The following is a 21785-nucleotide window of genomic DNA, read 5'->3' on the forward strand; positions in this document are numbered from 1 at the left end:
CGTAAAGACAAGTTTTGAGCTAACTCACTGTTCAAGTTTCCCAGCCAAAAGGAGGGCATACTATAGTAGCGACGATTTGCTCATTCTAAATTGTTAGTGTTGAGTTTACCAAATGTGAACTAATGTAGGCAGTATCTTAGTTTCTGTAAAGAACGTTTAATTTTCGAGATATTGATCTAAAAGCGTATTTAATCTTTTAATTCTTTCGATAGTTTCTTCTCCATCGATTGCATTATCAATCTGTTTTTGTTCTACCTGCGATGCAAATTGCAATGCACACATAGCTAGAACATCTTGTTTGTCACGAACCGCGTAATTTTCTTCGAACTGCTTGATCATGGCATCAATTTTTTTAGAAGCACTTCTAAGTCCTTCTTCCTGAGCCGGTTCAACCGTAAGTGGATAAACGCGGTCGGCAATTGATATTTTAATTCTAAGCTTTCCGTCCATGTTATTAATCTGATAGTTGCGCTATGCAGTAATCGATTTCGCGAATTAATGAATTTATTTTAAGCTTTGTCTCTCTCTTGTTATTGTCGCTGCCGAGCAACGAATTGGCTATCTTAAGTGTTTCATTTTGCTTCTTCAAAGCTTCCATTTCCTCAGATTGTTTCTGGATAATTTGCGCAGCTTTGGCTAGTTCTAATCGTAATACTTGATTGTTTTGTTCAAAGGCTTTTGATTTCTCAAAAAGCTTTTCAACTTTATATTCAAGAGTATCAATTATTTCTGCAATTACACTCATTATACATCCTATTCATTACTTAATCCTACAAAGTTAATATTCCTTTTTATTAATGCAATTTTTTATCGATTTTTTTGCATTATTTTAGATAAATATATTGTAATTCAATTAATTGGGTTTTTGAAGCTTTTTTCTTGCTTTTATTGGCTTATTTTTGCTTATCTTAGCAAAAATGTTGTTTATGAGATTATATGTACTTGCCCTTTTAATTTGTAATTCTGTGTTTGCTCAAACACAATATCCTAAAGATTATTTCCGTCCCCCATTAGATATTCCAATGCAACTATCCGGTAATTTTGGGGAGTTAAGACCGAATCATTTTCATGCTGGTTTTGATTTAAAAACGAATCAAAGAGAAGGTTTGACTGTACATGCAATTGCGGATGGATATGTTTCACGAATTAAAATTTCGACTTTTGGAAACGGAAAATGCATCTACATTACACATCCAAATGGATATACTTCGGTTTACGGGCATTTGCAAACGCCGACTGGAGCAATTTTAGATTATGTAAAAAAAACGCATTACAAAGAAAAAGCCTATGAGATTGAAATGTTTCCAAAGCCGGATGAGCTTCCTGTAAAAAAAGGAGATATAATTGGACTTTCTGGAAATACAGGTTCGTCAGAAGGACCGCATCTTCATTTTGAAATTCGTGATACCAAAACCGAATTTGTTATCAATCCGATTTTCTTCGGCTTTGACCAAAATTTAAAAGATACCAAAAAACCAACTTTGTCTAGTTTGTATGTTTATCCTTTAGATAATGCAACGGTAAATCAGTCAAAACAGCCTTTGCTGGTAAGTATGGCACTTCAAAAAGATGGCACTTATTTAGCATCTAAAATTAAGGCAAACGGAAAAATTGGTTTCGGAATTAATGCAGTAGACACCGATGATGTGTCGCATAATAAAAATGGAGTTTTTAATGTTTCGACTTTTTTAAACGGAAATCAGAATTATAATTATCAGTTTAATACATATTCTTTTGATGAAATGCGTTACATCAATGCTTTTATTGATTATCCTAGATATAAAAAATCGGGACAACGCGTGCAGAAGCTTTTCATGAAAACGCCTTTTGCGTTGAGCATTATCAAAACAGATTCTCTTCATGGTATTGTAAAAGCAGAACCGAATTTAACTTCAAATTACAAAATTGAAGTTTCGGATTATTTTGGGAATATGAATTCGGTTACGGTTCCAATTGAGTTTGATGTTGCAACACCGCTTGTAGGAGCGGAGCCAACAAACGGACAGTATTTTATCAAGTATAATAGAGATGCTAATTTTGAGAAAGACAATATGTCGGTTTTCTTTCCTGCTGGAACTTTTTACGATGATTTCAATATGAATTTTGATGTGAGAAATAATAAAATTTTTATTCATGACGATACTGTTCCTGCGCATTCTAATTTTACAATTACTATAAAAGATGATACTTATCCAGAATCTTTGCGAGATAAACTTTATATCGGAAAGGGAACAAGCTATAATGGAACGATCAGAAAAGGTGATGTTTTTACTGCAAAAGCAAAAATATTGGGCACTTACGGTTTGGTTTTAGATACGATTCCGCCAGTTGTTAAAATTGCAAAACCAATTGAAGGAAAATGGATTAGCGATCAAAAGAAAATTGATTTAACGATAAGCGATTCGTTGTCTGGAATAAAATCTTATAATGGATATTTGAACGGAAGCTGGGTTTTGTTTGAATACGAAAATAAAGCGAGAAGAATTACGCATACTTTTGACGATCAGTATTTGGCAGAAGGTGAAAACGTATTAAAAGTTGAAGTTGTTGATAATGTAGGAAATACTACTATCTTTGAAACTCGTTTTTTTAGAAGTCAACAAAAATAAAACCCAAAATCTTTGAGTCAAAATAGGTTAACATTCGCTTTTCTTTTTTTATTTTTCAGCTGCATTGCTTTGGCTCAAAACGCTCGTATTAAAGGGTTGGTTTTGGATGTAGAGAAACATCCTGTTGCTGGCGTAAATATTTCGTCACAAGAAACTTCTGTGCAATCTGATGCAAATGGTTTTTACGAAATAGTAATATCGTCAAACAAAAAAGTTTCTCTGATTTTTACTCACGTTTCTTTAAAAATGATGAGTTTGACAGTTAGTTTAAAAACAAATGAAGTATTTGTCTTTAATCCGATTATGAATAATTCTGAAGAACAGATGGGAGAAGTTTTTGTTTCTTCTGGAAATAGAAAACGTGTTCAAGGAATAACTTCTGTTGATACTGAAACCATAAAAAAGATTCCGGGTGCCAATCCAGGAATCGAAAATATTCTGAAAACGCTTCCTGGCGTTAATTCAAATAACGAATTAAGCACGCAGTACATGGTTCGTGGCGGGAATTATGATGAAAATCTAGTGTATGTAAACGAAGTAGAGGTATATCGTCCGTTTTTAATTCGTTCAGGACAGCAGGAAGGATTAAGTTTTACGAATACAGATTTAGTTCAAAATGTTGAATTTTCTGCGGGAGGATTTCAAGCGAAGTTCGGAGACAAATTATCTTCTGTTTTAGATATTACGTATCGCAAGCCAACTCAGTTTGGCGCTGCTTTTGAAGCCAGTTTTTTAGGCGGAAGCGCTGCGGTCGATCTGGTTTCGAAGAATAAAAAATGGTCTGCTGTAACAGGAGTTCGTTATAGAAATAATAGTCTTTTGGTGAATAGTCAAGATACAGAGACGAATTATAAACCAACTTTTGCAGATATTCAAACCAATGTGAATTATGATATTTCTGAAAAATGGCAAATGAGCTTTTTAGGAAATATTTCTCAGAACAAATATTCGTATGAACCTTTGGTGCGTCAAACTAATTTTGGTACTGCAGATCAGCCAATGGCACTTGCGGTTTATTATGACGGACAAGAAAAAGATCAATATGATACTTATTTCGGAGCTTTAAAAACGACTTATAAAGCTTCACCTACACTTACGCTAAAATTAATTGGATCTTTATTTCACACGACAGAACAAGAACATTTTGATATTTTGGCGCAATATCGTTTAGGCAATGTAAATGCTGAAGATCCAGAAAATACATCTGCAGTTGATTTTACTCGTGGAATTGGTTCTCAACTAAACCACGCCCGAAATGATCTCGATGCTTTAATCGCAAATATTGAACTAAAAGGAACTAAAGACTGGAAAGAAAGCCAATTGGAATTTGGTTTAAAATATACTAGAGAATCTATTCGAGATCGAGTAGTGGAATGGGAAGTTATTGATTCGGCTGGATTTTCTATAAATCCGCCTTTGGTTATTCTTCCCAAAAATAATCAGCCTTATACACCTTACACGGGACCACTTTTGCCATATCAAAATATTCGAGCGACCAATTTTAATACCATAAATCGATTCTCGGGTTATACGCAATGGAACAAGCAGTCGGAAATTGGTTCGAGTCAGATTTGGTATCATTTAGGAGCGCGTTTTCAAGGCTGGAATGTCGCAGGAGCTCTAGAAGAAGGAAAAACACAATTTGTAGTAAGTCCGCGTGCGCAATTTGCGATAAAACCAGATTGGGACCGCGATATGGTTTTTAGAATTTCGGGCGGATTATATCATCAGCCACCATTTTATAGAGAATTACGTGATTTGGATGGAGTTGTAAATCCGAATGTGAAAGCTCAGGAAGCAATTCATGTGGTTTTAGGAAATGATTATAATTTTAAAATGTGGAATCATCCTTTTAAATGGGTGACGGAACTGTATTATAAATCGCTTTCTGATGTAAATGTGTATTCGATTGACAATGTCCGAATTCGTTATGTTGCCAATAACAATGCAAAAGCCTATGCACAAGGTCTTGATTTTAGATTAAATGGAGAATTTGTGCCGGGAACAGAATCTTGGGTAAGTTTCGGATATATGAAAACGGAGGAGAATTATGAAAACAAAGGGTATATTGCCCGTCCGACAGATCAGCGTTTGAAATTTGCGATGCTGTTTCAAGATTATATGCCGAATATTCCAAGCGTGAAAGTGTATTTGAATTTGGTTTACAATACAGGTTTACCTGGAGGTGCACCAGCATATTCTGATCCGTATTTATATCAAAACCGATTGAATGATTACAGGAGAGCAGATATTGGTTTTGCAAAAGTTTTTGTAGACGCTAGTACGCAAAATACAAAAAAAGGCTGGCTGAAAAACTTTAAAGAACTGTCTCTCGGACTAGAAATTTTCAATCTCTTTAATAATCAAAATGCGATTACAAATACTTGGGTTCGTGATGTGTATTCAAAAAATCAATATGCGATTCCAAATTATATGACTTCGAGGGTTTTTAACGTTAAGATAAATGCGAGGTTATGATAGAAAAACGTGAAAAGAGAAAAAAGATTTTTTACGTTCCAGGAATGATTTCTTTAGTCTTAATACCGCTGTTTTGTTTTTATCATTTTTTTAAAGTTGATGCTTTTATGGTTTATGGATCCTTAAATTTAATGGTTCCTGATAAAGAAGAATTTGAAAAATATAAAATCGCAGATTTAAGAAAGTATAAAAGGTTTAATTTTAATGATGTAAAATTAAAAGAACTTGACAAAATAAAAGAATTAAGATTTTTTGTTCGAGATATAGTCAAAAAGTATGACACTATAAATGGCGCTAAAATTCATTTTGGGTCAAAAACAGATTATGATACTTTTGTTAATGTAATTAATTTGGTAGCAGAAGAAAAAGTGCCAACTTGGGCTTTGTTTGGGAATGATATTTATGTATTAACAAGCCCAAAACCAAAACCAAATAAAAATAATTATCGTGTAATAACTTGTGGTTATTATGAAGCCAATAAAGATTTCTGGTTAAAAGAAGATAAGGAAAGAGAACGGGCTTATCATCTTTCTTTGTATAAAAAGAGCTGGCTTATTTTTCTAGGTTATCTAGGAATTGTTCTACTAAACATCTTTGCGCTAGTAAAATTCAATAAAAACAAAAATTACAATCAAAAATAGTATATTTGATAATCGTATATAATCATTGTAGATGAAAAAGTATTTTAAATATATCGCGCTAATACTTGTCGGAACAGTAATCAGCTGTCGAGAGGAAGTTCAAAAACCAAAAGTAAGTTATGGCGCTTCAAACAAAGTAAGTGTTACTAAAGCCGATACAACTCAAATTGAAATCGCCGATTTGCCAATTCAAATGGAAGGAACAAGTTATTTAATTCATCCAGTTGGAGATTTAAGAGTTTTTGAAAGAGGTTCTAAAGCGCGTTATGGTTCTTCGAGCGTAAATGATGTGAGTTTTACAATTTCTAATTTAGGCGAATATGAAATTACAGGATATCTTCAGAATTTAAAATTTCAAAAAGTAGATTCAGATTCTATCCGACCATTATCAGATAAACCAGTTTTGATTTTAACAGCTACGTATTTAAAAACGGTTGCAGACAGAACGCATAATAATGTGATGGTTTATACGCTGACGGATTCGGATACCAATAAAGATGGTAAAATAGATACGAGCGATATCAAAACTTTATATTTAAGTGACATCAGCGGAGAAAATTTCACCAAAGTTTCAGCAGATCTTCAAGAGTTAGTAGATTGGAGCTTAATTGAATCTAAAAATCGTTTGTATTTTAGAACTATTGAAGATACCAACCAAAATGGTCAATTTGATAAAAATGATGTCTTGCACTATAATTATATAGATTTGGCTTCTAAAAAATGGGAAGTGAAGAGTTATAAACCTATTTAAGTTGCTAAGGTTCTAAGTTTCTAAGTTTCTAAGTTTTTTGCCACAGATTAAAAGGATTAAAAAGATTTTCATAAAAAGAGAGGCTGTATCAATTTATTGATACAGCCTCTCTTTTTTAAATTGCTTTTATTTGTGAAAACAGCGTTTTTGATTTTGATGCATCAAGTTGTCATTCCGTAGGAATGTCTGGTCGGTAGAAAAAAAAATGATGACCAATCAATTTACGTTCCGTAGGAACGTTTGGCGTTGCATTGTTTAAAAAAAACATACCAAAAATCAAACGTTCCTACGGAACGTATAATAAGCGTAACTATATAATTTTTCTACCGATGAAATGTTCCTACGGAACATAATCAGAAACGTGAAAAAATCTTTTTAATCTTTTTAATCTGTGGCAAGAGAAAAACTCAGCGCCTCAGAACCTTTAAATCAATATGTCGCTCTCTAGATCCGATTTTTCAATTTCGAAACCAAAACCTAAGCGTTCTACCAATTCTATTACTAGTTTTTTGTACCAGTTTTCAGATTTTGGATGAATGTATATTTTTTCAATTAATTGATTGATGTCGACGTTGATCTTTAATCCGTCGTTTAGTTTGATGTCGCTTTTAGAAGTGTCACTCAGGATACGGACTTCTCTTTCGTATTGAAAACTTTTTCTTTTAAATAAGAAAGGAAAGAATAAATCATCAAAAGGAATGTATTCTTTTTTATAGTCAATGTAGTTTACTTCGCCAATAAACTGATCATAATTGTTTTCTGGTTTTACAGCTTTCTGCAGTCTTCTTATGGTGGACTGAATGGCCAAGCCTTCATTGTTTTTGGTGAAAATCTGCCACATGGCAAATGATTCGTATTCGTTAATATGCCAACTGCTAATTGCTACTTTTTCGCGATGCGTTTTGTAATAACTTAAAAACTCGGAATTATCTGCTGCAAGTTTTTTAATCTCTTCGTAAGTAGGTTCGCTGAAAGTTCCTTCATATTGATCTTCAAACTTGTCTGAACGCGACATAAAAAGTTTCTTCGAAAGCAATAAATCTAGAAATTTGGATAGGTCTAGATACTTCCAAACAATAGTATCGGGATCGTCGGGAAGTTTTATGTTGGGGTTGTTAAGATACATTTTCTGAAAGAATTAAATTTCAATCTTTAACTATCCTAAAGTTATAAAAATAAACACAGATTAAAGAAATTAAACTGAGTTTTAATATTTCCTTAATCTGTGTGAAATTATTTTTTATGTGAAAAACTTACGATTCGAAAGACTGCATTGTTACAAGCTTATTGTAAGTCCCATTTTTTGAAATTAATTCATCGTGTGTTCCTTGCTCAACGATTTTTCCTTTTTGCATAACCACAATTAAATCTGCTTTTTGAATTGTGGAAAGACGGTGTGCAATTACGATCGATGTTCTATTTTGCATCATGTTTTCCAATGCAACCTGAACAAATTTTTCACTTTCTGTATCCAATGCAGATGTTGCTTCATCCAAAATCATAATCGGTGGATTTTTCAATACGGCGCGTGCAATAGATAAACGTTGTTTTTGACCTCCTGAAAGCTTGTTTCCACTGTCTCCAATATTGGTGTAAATGCCTTTTGGAAGATCTTTAACGAACTCATAAGCATTTGCGATTTTTAAAGCTTCGATAATTTCATCATCAGTAGCGTCTAATTTTCCTAAAGAAATATTGGCTTTTATCGTATCATTAAACAAAATGCTATCTTGCGTTACCAATCCCATCAAACTTCTAAGTGAGTGAAGATTCATGTCTTTAATGTTGATTCCGTCTATAGAAATAGAACCTTCATTTACGTCATAAAAACGAGTCAATAAATTCGCAATAGTACTTTTCCCGCTTCCAGATTGTCCAACAAGTGCAACAGTTTGTCCTTTTTTAATTTCAAGAGAAAAGTCTTTTAAAACATTTTCATTTTCATATTTAAAGTTGATATTCTGAACGCTGATGTTGTCATCAAAAGTTGTTTTTTCGATGGCGTTTTCTTTAGAAACAATAGTATTTTCTTGGTCTAAAACTTCAAGAACACGTTCTGCTGCTGCGTTTCCTCTTTTTACTCCGTATGAAGCTTTAGAAATTGCTTTTGCAGGAGTAAGAATGTTATAGGCTAATCCCATGTAGGCAATAAACGAAGGGCCGCTTAGAGTTTTGTCAATTAAAACCATTTGTCCTCCATACCATAATAGAATAGCAATAACAGTAATTCCCATAAATTCACTTGCAGGAGAAGCTAAGTTCTGACGGTTTCCTATTTTATTTGATAAATTAAAAAAGCGCTGAGTTGAATTTTGAAAAACAGTATTGAAATAGTTTTCAGCATTATATCCTTTTACAACTTTTAATCCGCCAATAGTTTCCTCAATCGTAGATAAAAAAGTGCCTTGCTCTTCTTGTGCTTTTGTTGATTGCTTTTTCAATTGTTTTCCGATTAAAGAAATGATATAACCAGAAATCGGAATAAAGATGAATACAAATAAGGTTAACTTGGTGCTGATGATCAGCATTGTTGTGATGGTGAAAATGATAGTTAAAGGTTCTTTTACTATAAGCTCTAATATGGCTAGAAAAGAGTTTTGCACCTCGTTTACGTCAGCTGAAATTCTTGAAATGACATCTCCTTTTCTTTTTTCAGAATAAAATGCCAAAGGAAGTTCCAGTGTTTTTTTGTACATAGCATTTCGCATGTCTTGTAAAACTCCATTTCGTAAAAAAGTGATAAAAAACATAGCTAAATAATCGGCTAAGTTTTTTAATAAGAAGATCGAAATTATAATTGTTACCATTATGGCTAAAATATAACCTGGGTCATGATTGCCTTTTGTTGTAGTAATGTAGTAGCTTAAATAGTCTTCACCATATTGCTGCAATTTTAAAATACCTTCATAAACCGGTTTTTCGTGTCTGGCTTTTGTCTGGTCAAATAAAACCTGAAGCATCGGAATTAAAGCCACAAAAGAAAGTGTGCTGAAAAGCGCATACAAAATATTGAAAAAGATATTTAAGAACGCATACTTCTTATAAGGGTATATAAAAGGAACTATTTTTTTGAAATTACTCATTTATTTTTGGATGTTATTTTTTTCTGCTTGGTTATGCTTGCTTGAGTTTTATCACTATATTTTTTGTTATAAGAATTCATGTTGACGAATTTTTACTGCACAAAATTAATCCAATTGGACTGTTTTCAATTTCTTTTTAGTTTTTTTTATAAAAAAAACTCTGATTTTGCATCTTTAAGAAATGCAAATCAGAGTTTTAAATATTGGACTCCTTGTTTTTAAAGACTATTTGCAAATGGCAGTTACTTTCAAAAAAAAGGTTTTATTTAATTCAACTGCATATCTGCAATAATGTTTTGAATTTTTTGATCTAAGAAGCTTTCAGCTTCATCAAAATCAGAAACCGATTCGATTTCGGCATTCACACTAATGTAGAATTTAATTTTAGGTTCAGTTCCGCTTGGTCTTGCGCAAATTTTAGAACCGTCTTCAGTATAATAAATCAATACATTTGATTTCGGAATATCCATTGTCGATTCTGAACCGTCTAATAAATTTAAAGCAATAGACGATTGATAGTCTTCAACCATTACCACTCTTTGTCCGTTAATTTCTTTCAAAGGATTTTCACGTAAATCGATCATCATTTGATTGATTTCCTGTAAGCCTTCCATTCCTTTTTTGGTTAAAGAAACTAAGAATTCTTTATAAAAACCATTTTCAACATAAAGCTGTAAAAGTTCTTTATAAACAGAGCTTCCTGCAGCTTTAGCTTGAGCGGCAACTTCGCATATTAATAAAGTGGCAGCAACTGCGTCTTTATCTCTAACTGCGTCTCCAACCATAAATCCGAAACTTTCTTCACCGCCTCCGATAAATTCTAGTTCAGGAAAATCTTTGATCATTTTTGCGATCCATTTAAATCCTGTCAAACCAACTTTGCACTCAACGCCATAACTTGTTGCCAATTCCATCATCATTGGAGTCGAAACGATTGTTGAACCAACGAATTGTTTTCCGTTAAGTTTGCCTGCTTTTTTCCATTGTTTCAATAAGAAAGAAGTCATTAAAACCATCGTTTGGTTTCCGTTCAATAAAATCATTTTGCCATCATTGTTACGAACAGCAACTCCTAAACGGTCGCAGTCAGGATCTGTTCCTACTACAATGTCAGAATTTGTTTTGTCAGCCAAAGCTAAAGCCATTGTTAAAGCTTCTGGCTCTTCTGGGTTTGGAGATTTTACTGTTGGGAAGTCTCCGTCTGGTACAGCTTGTTCAGGAACAATATGAACATTTTTATATCCAGCTTGCGATAAAACATCTGGAATTGATTTTATAGAAGTTCCGTGCAATGAAGTAAATACAATATGAAGATTGTCTTTAGCTTCAGCTGGAGTATTAAAACTTGCGTTTTCGATAGATGATTTTATAAAGGCTTTGTCAAGTTCTGTGTCAATGTACTGAATCAAACTTTCGTTTGCATTAAATTTGATTTTGTCATAACCTAAACTTTCAATCACATTGACAATTTCTTTGTCTTGCGGAGGAACAATTTGTCCGCCATCTTGCCAATATACTTTATAACCGTTGTATTCTGGCGGATTGTGAGAAGCTGTTAAAACAATTCCGCATTGGCATTTTAAATATTTAAGAGCAAAAGACAATTCTGGAGTTGGTCTCAAATCGGAGAATAAATAAACTTGAATTCCGTTTGCTGAGAAAACATCAGCTACCACTTTTGCTAACGTGTTACTATTATGGCGACAATCGTAAGCAATGACTACTTTTAAAGGTTCGTTTGGAAAAACTTTATGCAGATAATCAGATAATCCCTGAGTATTTTTTCCAAGTGTATATTTGTTGATTCTGTTGTCGCCAACACCCATAACACCGCGCATTCCTCCAGTTCCGAATTCTAAGTTTTTGTAAAAACTCTCTTCAAGTTCTTTTGGTGAAGTCGTCATTAATTCTTTAACCGCGGCTTGCGTTTCTTGATCAAATGTTGGCGTCAGCCATTCGTTTACAGCATTTAATATATTTGGTGCTATATTCATTTAGATTTCGTTTTATGTTTGTTTAAAAATAGTTTGTTATTGAGAGTTTAAGGTGCTTTATGGAATATTTTTATATCTTAATTAGACGTAGATTTAAAAATATACCTTAAAAAAGTTTTTTAAAAATTAACCTCTCGTGCTACTTTATATCTTGCTTCGTTATTTTTTGTTCTTAAAATAATTTCACCCAAGAATCCTGCTAAAAATAACTGAGTTCCCAAAATCATGGTCGTTAAAGCAATATAAAACCAAGGATTGTTGGTAACCAAGCTATATTTCATTCCAGTATACATATGGTACAGTTTAGAAATTCCAATGTATCCAGCTGCTAAAAATCCGATAATAAACATTAAAGAACCCATAGCGCCAAATAAATGCATTGGTCTTTTTCCGAATCTCGATAAAAACCAAATGGTAATCAAATCTAGGAATCCGTTTATAAAACGCTCCATTCCAAATTTAGTTTCACCATATTTTCTAGCTTGGTGAATTACCACTTTTTCGCCAATTTTTGCAAATCCAGCATTTTTAGCCAAAACAGGGATATAGCGGTGCATTTCTCCAGAAACCTCAATGTTTTTTACCACGACATTTTTGTAAGCTTTCAATCCGCAGTTAAAATCATTCAGTTCAACACCAGAAGTTTTTCTGGCAGCCCAGTTGAATAATTTTGACGGAAGATTTTTTGCCACAACAGAATCGTAACGTTTCTTTTTCCAACCAGAAACCAAATCGTATTTCTGATTCACAATCATTTCATACAATTCAGGAATTTCATCTGGACTATCTTGCAAGTCAGCATCCATTGTAATAATAACATCGCCTTTTGCTTTTGCAAAACCAGCATGCAAAGCCTGAGATTTACCAAAGTTTTTCATGAAACGAATTCCTTTTACATTAGGATTTTCGTTAGAAAAACCTTCAATAATCTGCCAAGAATTATCTGTACTACCATCATCTACAAAAATGATTTCATAAGAGTAATTGTTAGATTGCATCACTTTAATGATCCAAGTGTAGAGTTCTTTAAGTGATTCCTCCTCGTTTAGAAGCGGTATAAGTATAGATAAATTCATTTATAGTTTTATTCTTGTGTAGATTTGCTTTTGAAAAATGCTGCGAAAATTAATCCAAAAATGGCACTAATTACGATTGCAAAAATAGATCCTTTTAATAATTCGAATGTAGAATAAGGACTGCTTTCTTTCATCTTAGCAACAGCTTCATTAATTGCTGAGGCTGGTGTGCCAAATTTCTGCATCATACCAACAGTATATTTGATCATAATTTCGTTCAAAGTCTCCTTTGCGCCTGGATCAATTACATTAAATAATACAATGTTGAAAGTTGTTGATATTAAAATACCGATTACTGCAGCTATAAAATAAGTAGTAAAAGCATCTTTAAAAGGAAAAACACCGTTTAAATCTTTCTTAGTTTTAGAAAGCAAAATGATACTAATTGTAAGGCTTATTACGATTCCTAGTATTCCCATCCACCAAGCGGTAAATAGGTTTAAATCAATAGCATAGATTGTAGCAGTAACCAAAGCCGATGCAATTCCGATCATTACACCATACGTAACTCCATTCTTTTTTATAACTTCATTAATCATATTTCGATATGTTTAAAATTAATCCACAAATATAGTAATTCCCACTATAATCGGATATAAAAAAAGCTTTTCGAAATAAACTAAAAAAAAGTAAGCTAACTGTTTGTTTATTAAAAAAGAATTGTAAATTTGCACACTCAAAAAGAATTAAATTTTTAAACAAAAAAGAGTATTATTTGTTTACACCTTTTTCTAACCATGAAAAAGCTTCAAAATAAAAGTGCTCCAAACAATAAATAAAAGAAAAGATGAAAAAAGGAATTCACCCAGAAAATTACAGATTAGTTGCATTTAAAGACATGTCGAATGATGAGGTTTTTATCACTAAATCTACTGCAGATACAAAAGAAACAATTGAAGTTGACGGAGTTGAGTATCCAGTTGTAAAAATGGAGATTTCTAGAACATCTCACCCTTTCTATACTGGTAAATCTAAACTTATCGATACTGCAGGACGTATTGATAAATTCAAAACTAAATATGCTAAACACGCTAAAAAATAATAGCTGTTTTAAATTATACAAAAGCCTTCCAATTCTGGAAGGCTTTTTTTATGCGTTAAATATTACTTTTCGTTAAAATGGTTTTTAATTAAACCCGTAAAATATTTGTAACTTTGAAGCCAGGTAACCAAATCAAATTTTAACAAACACTCAATTATTTATGAACTACATTCTTTTCGACGGTCCCGTTCGGAATGCTTTATTACCCTTTACTTTTACACGGCCGGTAGCTGATATTTTGGTAGGAATTATGACTATTCGCCAGAAATGGGAAAAATATCTTGGTTCGACAATCACGACTATAACAGAGGAATATTTATCGGAGAAATTCCCAATGGTTGAAATGGAGGAAAATGTAATGATCAACGCAGCGTATTTGCCAAATGATACTCTTGCAGAGATGGTTTCTAATTTGACAGAAAACCAGGCAATCTTTAAAGGGGAGGACGTAATTGCGTTTTTTGCGAACGAAAATCAGGAAGAAGTCGATTTTGATTCTTACGAAATTATTCAGTACAATGAAGATTGTATCACGATCGAGCATACTTGGGATATTTTTTCTAAAAACGATGCTGCGATTCGTCAGGATTTTAAATATCTGACTGAAGACCGAACCTCTCAGCCAATTCCTAAGAGTGTTAATGTAATTTCGCCAGAGAATATTTTTATCGAAGAAGGAGCAAAGCTAGAGTTTGTAACTTTAAATGCATCGACTGGTCCTATATATATAGGTAAGAATACCGAAATTATGGAAGGAACCGTAATTCGCGGGCCATTCGCTTTATGCGAAAATGCAATGGTGAAGATGTCGGCTAAAGTTTATGGAGCAACAACTGTTGGGCCTGGAAGCCGAATAGGAGGCGAGGTTAAAAACTCGGTTCTTTTTGCTAATTCAAATAAAGGGCATGAGGGATTTTTAGGAGATTCTGTTTTAGGCGAATGGTGCAATATCGGAGCAGATTCTAATAACTCGAACCTAAAAAACAATTACGAAGAAGTGAAGTTATGGAGCTACGAAACAGAAGGTTTTGCTAAAACAGGACTTCAGTTTTGCGGTTTAATGATGGGAGATCACAGTAAATGCGGAATCAACACGATGTTTAATACAGGAACTGTGGTTGGTGTAAGCGCGAATATTTTTGGAAGCGGATTTCCTCGCAACTTTGTTCCTAGTTTTTCTTGGGGCGGCGCGGCTGGATTTACAACTTATGTAACTAAAAAAGCTTTTGAAACAGCAAGATTGGTAATGAGCCGAAGAAATATAGAATTCGATGCAACTGAAGCTGCAATTATGGAGCATATTTTCGAAGAAACTAAAAAATGGAGAAAAGATTAATTTTAATAAGATAATTAGATATTTTTTTGCAAACCCGACAAGTTTTAAAACCTGTCGGGTTTTGTTATTTTAAGGTTTTAGAGAATTTTCGAATTTTCTAATTGACACATTTTCTAATTCAACTTATTTGTCAATCTTAATAAAATCCCCTTTCATATTGAATTTTAATTCTAAACCATTGGTTAATTTTGTTTCGTAACCAGAAGATTCAATTTCTATTTTGGTAACGTCTTCTTTAGGAAAATTTTCTTTTATATAAGAAGCAATTTTTTTTGGAACAATAGATTTTGGGACTTTGCCAGTTTTGGCGTCCACTTCTTTCCAATTTCCTTTTTTGTCAAATTCAATTTCAATTTTATTGTCAAACTGAACTTTGTATTCTGTAGAAAGAATTTCTTTGTCTTGTAAAATATAGCTCGGTTTTTTAGATCCAAAATGTGTTTTTAAGAAGGTTTGTGCATTTCCAGGTAAAGCTTCTTTTTTAATTACAGTTTTTTGAGCATTTGCAGAAAAACCAATCATCAGTCCTGCAATTACGTAAACAGCCAGTTTTAGTTTCGTTTTCATATTTTGCTGATTTTTAAATTCTTATACAAGGTAAGATTTAAATTTTAAAAATAGAAACAAATCGATTTGGTTTGATTCTTTGTAATTTAGACTTTGTTTAATTCTTATAATTTTTTGCATTATCAAATTATCTCGTTGTCAAATTTTCTAATCATCACATTTTCAAAATTATCTAATTATCAAATTGGGACATTATCTAATTAAATCTATCTTTGCAGCACGAAAAAAATGGGTGGTCAAATAAACGATTAGCCGATTAAACAAAATTCACAAAGACAAATGATTACAGTTAATGATATTTCGGTTCAGTTTGGCGGAACTACACTTTTTAGCGATGTTTCTTTTGCTATTAATGAAAATGATAAAATTGCCCTTATGGGTAAAAATGGTGCAGGAAAATCTACACTTTTAAAAATAATTGCTGGTGTAAACAAACCATCTACAGGAAATATTTCGGCTCCAAAAGAAGCTGTAATTGCCTATTTGCCTCAGCATTTGCTTACTGAAGATGGTGCGACAGTAATGGAAGAAGCATCTAAAGCATTCAGTGAAATTTTTAAAATGAAATCTGAAATCGATGATATCAATGAGCAGCTGACAGTTCGTACTGATTATGAAAGTGACGAATACATGAAATTGATCGAAAGAGTTTCTGACTTAAGCGAGAAATTTTATGCTATCGAAGAAGTGAATTATGAAGCCGAAGTTGAAAAAGTATTATCAGGTCTTGGATTCGAACGCGAAGATTTTACGCGTCAGACTTCTGAGTTTTCTGGAGGATGGAGAATGCGTATCGAATTGGCTAAAATTCTTTTAAGAAAACCAGATTTGATTTTGCTAGATGAGCCTACCAACCACATGGATATTGAGAGTATTCAATGGTTAGAAGACTTCTTGTTGACTCAAGCAAAAGCCGTTGTGGTAATTTCGCACGATAGAGCGTTTGTAGATAACATTACAAACAGAACTATCGAAGTTACAATGGGAAGAATTTACGATTATAAAGCAAAATATTCTCATTACTTAGAATTAAGAAAAGATCGTAGAATTCACCAGCAGAAAGCATACGATGAGCAGCAAAAAATGATTGCTGAAAATCGTGCTTTTATTGAGCGTTTTAAAGGAACATTTTCTAAAACAGATGCAGTACAGTCTCGTGTGAAAATGCTTGAAAAATTAGAAATTGTTCAGGTTGACGAAGTAGATACTTCGGCATTGCGATTAAAATTCCCTCCAGCACCACGTTCAGGACAATATCCAGTTATTGTAAAGGAAATGTCTAAATCGTATGGAGATCACGTTGTTTTCAAAGATGCCAATATTGTTATCGAACGAGGTCAAAAAGTGGCTTTTGTTGGAAAAAATGGTGAAGGTAAATCGACAATGATTAAAGCGATCATGAAGGAAATCGGCGTTGATTCTGGAAGCGTTGAAATCGGACATAATGCGCAAATTGGATATTTTGCGCAAAATCAAGCTTCTTTGTTGGATGAAAATGCAACTATTTTTGAAACCATAGATAATATTGCTGTTGGAGATATTAGAACACAGATTAAAAATATTTTAGGAGCTTTCATGTTTCAAGGTGATGATATCACTAAAAAAGTTAAAGTGCTTTCTGGAGGAGAAAAAACGCGTTTGGCAATGATTAAATTATTGTTGGAGCCAGTAAACTTATTAATTCTGGATGAACCTTCGAATCACCTTGATATGAAAACCAAAGATATTATTAAAGATGCTTTGCGTGATTTTGACGGAACTTTGATCCTAGTTTCTCACGATCGTGATTTCCTTGACGGATTGGCAACTAAGGTTTTTGAATTTGGAAATAAACGAGTAAAAGAGCATTTTGAAGATGTGGCAGGTTTCTTAGCGCATAAGAAAATGGACTCTATGAGAGAAATTGAGAAATAATATTTTTCATTATAATTTGAAAAAGGGCATAAGTTTTAATCTTATGCCCTTTTTTGTTATTGTAACAATATTTTAATGCAATTTTTTTTACATAAAATATCTTTTTTTGTTATTTTAGTACTTCCATTTTCCTGTTGACTTAAGCAGTTAACTTTTGAACTCAAGAATAAAGAGCTGATTTTTAAATCGCTATATAAGCATTAATGTTTTAATTTATTTTAAGCCTATGAGTAAAAGTCTACTAATGCCATTTTTTTTTCTTTTTTTTATCACGCCAACTTTTTTACATGCCCAAGGCGATTTGAATCAAGGAGTAGATAAAACCGATAAAAAAGAGAATGATGAAGTAAAATATCCGCAGTTTCAGTTAAAAGGACTCCTTCAGGCGAGATATTTAGAAAGTTTTGGAGATAATGTAGATGTTTTAGGAACTCAGCATTCAACAGGAGATGCAGTTCAAAGTTCTTTTGATATAAAAAGAATGCGTGTGGGATTAAATACCAAATTAAGCGAAACCACAGAAATTGTTATTCTGGTTAATTTGGCAGATTTTAAGTCAGATACAAAAGGTAAAGTTCTTGAAAATGCCTACGGAAAATATACTTTCAATAAATATATTGCTCTAACAGGAGGGCAGTTTCGTCCAGCCTTTGGTATTGAAGAGCTTGTTCCGGTAGATATTATTAAGTCTTTTGACTTTTCGAACCAATATTATGAATTCGGGAAAAACGGATGGACAAGTTTTCAAATTGGAGCCTCGGCAACTGGAGCTTTTGATATTGGGAAAATTCCAGTGAATTATGCTATTTCGGTTTTAAATGGAAATGGGAAAAATCAGGAAATGGATAAAGATAACGGAAAGCAATATTCTTCAAGATGGGTTTTTGGTTTGTCAAAAGAACATAAAATTAATCTGGGCTTGAACGGTGGTTTTGGAAAAGTTTTTAAAGAAGATGTCTTTGCAATTGGAGCCGACATTACGAGTGATTTTAAAGTGACAGATAAACTTAGTTTTGATTTGCAAATAGAGTATAAACAGGGAACAAACCATAATTTATATTATTCTTTGCCTGTTGAAAGCCGAACAGATAATGTTGCCGATTATCAAATGCGTGGCATTTATTTCTTGCCAAACTTTAGATATGAGGTAAATTATCAAAAACTTACTGCGCTTGAATTGTCGTGTCGTTACGAAACTTTCGACCCTAGTTATAAAATCAATTCAAACGTGCGTACCACTTATACGCCAATGATTAGTTTAGAATTCGGAAAATCGTATACAGGCCGTATCGAAATGGGATTTGAGATTGACAGATTCGATAAAAGCATCCCAGATACATCAACCTACAACGATAATTTATTTTTAATTCAGTTACAGCTCAGAATTTAATTCACTTAATTTTTGTTTTATGAAAGAAGTAAAAATTCCACAGACCCTAATTACGCTGGCAGTTTTAGTTGCCATTTGGTTTATTCCAGCCCCAGAAGGCGTTGTGACAGAAGCTTGGCATTTATTTGCCATTTTCGTAGCTACTATTTTAGGAATCATCTTAAAAGCAGCTCCGATGGGAACTATGTGTATGATTGCAATTGCTTTGACGGCAATGTCTCAGGTTTTGGCTCCAGGAGATCCTGGAAAATCGATCACATTAGCATTAAAAGGATTTGGCGATAAGGTAATCTGGCTGATTGGAATTTCGTTTTTCATAGCAAGAGGATTTATAAAAACAGGTTTAGGAAATAGAATTGCTTTTTTATTCATAAAAATATTCGGGAAAAGTTCTTTAGGATTGGCTTATGGTTTAGGATTGGCAGATTTGGTTCTAGCCCCAGCCGTTCCGAGTAATACCGCTAGAGGAGGAGGAATTGTTTATCCAATTATGAAATCAATGTCAATGAGTTTTGGTTCAATGCCAGACAAACCTGAAACGCATAGAAAATTAGGCGCTTATTTGACTTTGAATAGTTATAACATGAATCTAATTGCTTCTTCTATGTTTTTAACAGGAACGGCGAGTAACCCAATGTGTCAGAAGTTTGCTTTGAATTTAGGGATAAAAATCAGCTGGATGTCATGGGCAGCTGCTGCGATTGTTCCGGGTTTGTGTGCTTTTATTGTAATTCCATTTGTGCTTTACAAAATTTATCCTCCAGAATTAAAAAAAACTGGTGATGCTCCGCAGATAGCAACGCAGAAATTAAAAGAAATGGGGGCGATAACAAGAAATGAATGGATGATGTTGCTAACATTTTTTATTCTGCTTTTCCTTTGGATGACAGGAGATTTATTTTCTATCGATGCAACTACAACTGCCTTTATAGGGTTGGTAATTTTGCTTTTGACTTCAGTATTGACTTGGGATGATGTAAAAGCCGAAAAAGGAGCTTGGGATACTATAGTTTGGTTCTCTGTTTTGGTAATGATGGCCAGTTCGCTTAACGAATTAGGTTTTATTGCTTGGTTTAGCGATTTAGTGAAAGCAGAAATTGGCGGGTTAAGCTGGCAGATGGCTTTTCCGATTATTATATTAGTGTATTTCTTTAGTCATTATCTTTTCGCAAGTGCAACCGCACACGTTGCAGCAATGTATGCGGCTTTACTTGGTGTTGGTGTTTCGCTCGGAATTCCTGGGTTACTGCTAGCATTTATGCTTGGTTTCGTCGGATCTCTTTACGGAACTTTAACGCATTATGGTCATGGCCCGGCACCCGTATTTTTCGGGAGCGGCTACGTTGACCTAAAGAGTTGGTGGGTCAAAGGGCTTATAACCGGTTTGGTTATGCTCTTGATCTATATGGTAATTGGAGGATTGTGGCTCCGAATTATTGGATATTTTTAGATTCTAATTCCTGGAGGAAGTAACTCTTTATATTTAGGGTTTTTCTTGAAAAATGAAACAATCTTTGGATGGATAGGAACTACTCTGTAATTTTTTTCAGAACTTAAATCTAAAATATTCTTAAGTAAGGTATTGATCGTTTCTTCGTTTTCGTACGAATCAGGTTTGTTGATTTTGGTTAAAAAGATTTTTTTTTCTTGAAATTGATACTCAACTGCTAACATTCCTTCAGGGATGACAGTTTCGAATTGGCGTGCAAATGTGTTGTCTTTGATTTCCATAGTTACAGAAGTTTCCATACTAATTTCTTGTTAGGTTATTGGTAAATAGTGAATTTGGGATTCGAAACATGTATTGAAAGAAAATTCTTTATAAGATTTAAAATCAAAAAATATTTCGAAATGCAAAGGTAATCATTTGATTTTCAATATTAAATTATTTTTTGCAGCTGTAAACTTTAAGTTATTGTTTTGAAGTTTGATTTTTTGAGTCAGATGTAATAAATAGGTCTGAAATTTGATTATCATGATATTAAAAGAAGTAACTTTATTTTTTAAGAATAAATATCCCAATGGTAATTTCATTTTAATGTTATGAGTAAAATTCCAGTTTATTTTATGCCGGGTCTGGCAGCGAGTTCATCTATTTTTGAAAGGATAAAATTGGATGAAAATATTTTTGAAACGCATCTTCTCGAGTGGGAAATTCCAAACCCAAAAGAATCTTTATCAGATTATGCGCTTCGAATTAGTAAAAACATAAAAGAAGAAAATCCTGTTTTAATCGGAGTTTCTTTTGGAGGAATCTTAGTTCAGGAAATTTCGAAGCATATAAAAGCGCGAAAAGTCATTATTATATCAAGTGTAAGAAGCAATCATGAATTTCCTAGAAGAATGAAAATAGGAAAGCGAACAAAAGCTTATAAACTAATCCCGATGCAGTTGATTCTTAATATTGAAAAGCTTGCCAAGTTTTCTTTTGGAGAAAAAGTCAATAAGAGAATAAAATTATACGAGAAGTTTCTATCTGTACGCGATTTAGGTTATCTGCAATGGGCTGTAGAAAGTGTAATCTTATGGGATCGAGATAAAATTGACGAAAATGTAGTGCACATTCACGGAGACCAAGACGAAGTTTTTCCAATCAAATATATTGATAAATGCATTTTGGTTAAAGGAGGAACGCATATTATGATTCTCAATAAATATAAATGGCTGAATGAGAATTTACCTTCGATAATACTAGATTAAATTCCAATTTTAAAAAATCCAAATTCCAGTACTTTGTGGATTTGTAATCTTTATCAAAGTTTTAAACTTTGATAAAGATGTATTTAAGAATATTTACACGCAATCTTGTCATTTCGACCGTAGGGAGAAATCTTCGCAAGTGGCTCGACAAAGATTGGTAATTTACTTTGCGGAGTTTCTTACGGAGATCCTTCGTTCCTCAGG

19 protein-coding genes are annotated in these 21785 nt (G+C 33.2%); 10 read left to right on the forward strand and 9 right to left on the reverse strand.

What is annotated here, in order from left to right:
• Window positions 1–156: 156 nt before the first annotated feature.
• Window positions 157–450, reverse strand: a complete 294-nt coding sequence (locus NU08_RS15530) for a cell division protein ZapA (RefSeq protein WP_008464801.1) — start codon at window positions 448–450, stop codon at window positions 157–159.
• 4 nt (window positions 451–454) lie between these two features.
• A complete protein-coding gene (locus NU08_RS15535; RefSeq protein ID WP_008464802.1) occupies window positions 455–745 on the reverse strand; it encodes a hypothetical protein in 291 nt (96 codons plus the stop codon).
• Window positions 746–926: 181 nt separating this feature from the next.
• Here NU08_RS15535 and NU08_RS15540 point away from each other — a divergent pair, with 181 nt between their 5' ends.
• From NU08_RS15540 to NU08_RS15555, 4 genes are read left to right on the forward strand one after another with little or no spacing between them, the layout of a single operon-like run.
• Window positions 927–2609, forward strand: a complete 1683-nt coding sequence (locus NU08_RS15540; protein ID WP_129748047.1) for a M23 family metallopeptidase — start codon at window positions 927–929, stop codon at window positions 2607–2609.
• 12 nt (window positions 2610–2621) lie between these two features.
• Entirely contained in the window at window positions 2622–5087 is a 2466-nt protein-coding gene (locus NU08_RS15545) for a TonB-dependent receptor plug domain-containing protein (protein ID WP_129748048.1), read from the forward strand.
• On the forward strand, window positions 5084–5728 hold the full coding sequence (locus NU08_RS15550) for a hypothetical protein (protein WP_066033693.1): 645 nt from the start codon (window positions 5084–5086) through the stop codon (window positions 5726–5728). Before NU08_RS15545 ends, NU08_RS15550 begins: the two co-directional genes overlap by 4 nt.
• Before the next feature lie 31 nt (window positions 5729–5759).
• On the forward strand, window positions 5760–6479 hold the full coding sequence (locus tag NU08_RS15555) for a hypothetical protein (RefSeq protein WP_066033694.1): 720 nt from the start codon (window positions 5760–5762) through the stop codon (window positions 6477–6479).
• A gap of 424 nt (window positions 6480–6903) precedes the next feature.
• Here NU08_RS15555 and NU08_RS15560 read toward each other — a convergent pair whose 3' ends face one another.
• From NU08_RS15560 to NU08_RS15580, 5 genes are all read right to left on the reverse strand, one after another.
• Complete coding sequence (locus NU08_RS15560; RefSeq protein WP_129748049.1) at window positions 6904–7605, reverse strand: hypothetical protein; 702 nt, start codon at window positions 7603–7605, stop codon at window positions 6904–6906.
• 127 nt (window positions 7606–7732) lie between these two features.
• Window positions 7733–9562: an ABC transporter ATP-binding protein gene (locus NU08_RS15565; protein ID WP_129748050.1), complete on the reverse strand. Its 1830-nt coding sequence runs from the start codon at window positions 9560–9562 to the stop codon at window positions 7733–7735.
• A 266-nt stretch (window positions 9563–9828) separates the two neighbouring features.
• Entirely contained in the window at window positions 9829–11556 is a 1728-nt protein-coding gene (locus tag NU08_RS15570; protein ID WP_129748051.1) for a phospho-sugar mutase, read from the reverse strand.
• Between the two features lie 119 nt (window positions 11557–11675).
• The gene (locus NU08_RS15575; RefSeq protein ID WP_129748052.1) at window positions 11676–12632 is read right to left on the reverse strand and encodes a glycosyltransferase family 2 protein; all 957 of its coding nucleotides are present in this window, start codon (window positions 12630–12632) and stop codon (window positions 11676–11678) included.
• 8 nt (window positions 12633–12640) lie between these two features.
• Complete coding sequence (locus NU08_RS15580; protein ID WP_129748053.1) at window positions 12641–13171, reverse strand: DUF4199 domain-containing protein; 531 nt, start codon at window positions 13169–13171, stop codon at window positions 12641–12643.
• A 248-nt stretch (window positions 13172–13419) separates the two neighbouring features.
• On the opposite strand from NU08_RS15580, the gene NU08_RS15585 reads away from it, so the two are divergent.
• Entirely contained in the window at window positions 13420–13674 is a 255-nt protein-coding gene (locus NU08_RS15585) for a type B 50S ribosomal protein L31 (RefSeq protein ID WP_008464817.1), read from the forward strand.
• A 160-nt stretch (window positions 13675–13834) separates the two neighbouring features.
• Window positions 13835–15010: a GlmU family protein gene (locus NU08_RS15590; RefSeq protein WP_129748054.1), complete on the forward strand. Its 1176-nt coding sequence runs from the start codon at window positions 13835–13837 to the stop codon at window positions 15008–15010.
• A 123-nt stretch (window positions 15011–15133) separates the two neighbouring features.
• Here NU08_RS15590 and NU08_RS15595 read toward each other — a convergent pair whose 3' ends face one another.
• Window positions 15134–15577: a PepSY-like domain-containing protein gene (locus tag NU08_RS15595; protein ID WP_129748055.1), complete on the reverse strand. Its 444-nt coding sequence runs from the start codon at window positions 15575–15577 to the stop codon at window positions 15134–15136.
• Window positions 15578–15856: 279 nt separating this feature from the next.
• Here NU08_RS15595 and NU08_RS15600 point away from each other — a divergent pair, with 279 nt between their 5' ends.
• The 3 genes from NU08_RS15600 (at window position 15857) to NU08_RS15610 (ending at window position 20331) form a co-directional block, all read left to right on the forward strand.
• On the forward strand, window positions 15857–17491 hold the full coding sequence (locus tag NU08_RS15600; RefSeq protein WP_129748056.1) for an ABC-F family ATP-binding cassette domain-containing protein: 1635 nt from the start codon (window positions 15857–15859) through the stop codon (window positions 17489–17491).
• Between the two features lie 244 nt (window positions 17492–17735).
• Window positions 17736–18881 carry a porin gene (locus NU08_RS15605; protein ID WP_129748057.1) on the forward strand — a complete coding sequence of 382 codons (1146 nt, stop codon included), beginning with the start codon at window positions 17736–17738 and terminating at the stop codon, window positions 18879–18881.
• Window positions 18882–18900: 19 nt separating this feature from the next.
• Entirely contained in the window at window positions 18901–20331 is a 1431-nt protein-coding gene (locus NU08_RS15610; RefSeq protein WP_008464830.1) for an anion permease, read from the forward strand.
• On the opposite strand, the gene NU08_RS15615 is transcribed toward NU08_RS15610, so the two are convergent.
• Entirely contained in the window at window positions 20328–20630 is a 303-nt protein-coding gene (locus tag NU08_RS15615) for a GNAT family N-acetyltransferase (RefSeq protein WP_008464832.1), read from the reverse strand. The genes NU08_RS15610 and NU08_RS15615 overlap by 4 nt on opposite strands.
• Before the next feature lie 294 nt (window positions 20631–20924).
• On the opposite strand from NU08_RS15615, the gene NU08_RS15620 reads away from it, so the two are divergent.
• Window positions 20925–21581: a YqiA/YcfP family alpha/beta fold hydrolase gene (locus tag NU08_RS15620; RefSeq protein ID WP_035691271.1), complete on the forward strand. Its 657-nt coding sequence runs from the start codon at window positions 20925–20927 to the stop codon at window positions 21579–21581.
• Window positions 21582–21785: the final 204 nt, after the last annotated feature.

Source organism: Flavobacterium anhuiense (genome assembly GCF_004151235.1).
Lineage (GTDB): Bacteria > Bacteroidota > Bacteroidia > Flavobacteriales > Flavobacteriaceae > Flavobacterium > Flavobacterium anhuiense_A.